Genomic DNA, 240 nt, shown 5'->3' with positions numbered 1-240 from the left:
AACTACACGTTTGGTTGCAATGGGATTCTTCCGGACGAATTCACGAGTCCCCGCCAACATGCAGCAATAATATTGTGCCCATGGGCGATCTTGCGCACTGTTGACGATGACATGACCGATATTCTGGGCACGCAGGCGCTGTGGTTCCGGAGGGAATCCAAGAAACGCGTCAATCTTACCCTCAGCAAACAACTCGATCGGCTTAACCGATGCACTCGTCACCCACTCGATATCCTTGGC

1 protein-coding gene is annotated in these 240 nt (G+C 52.5%); it reads right to left on the bottom strand.

The features are described 5' to 3' along the window. Positions 1–240: ABC transporter substrate-binding protein (locus tag AC5ZG5_RS46640; RefSeq protein ID WP_496165624.1), on the bottom strand; the 240-nt coding region annotated here is incomplete at both ends.

The sequence above is a fragment of the Bradyrhizobium sp. Ses1 genome (genome assembly GCF_059512365.1).
Note: the sequence above shows the minus strand (reverse complement) of the source record. Positions and strands in the feature narration are given on the sequence as shown.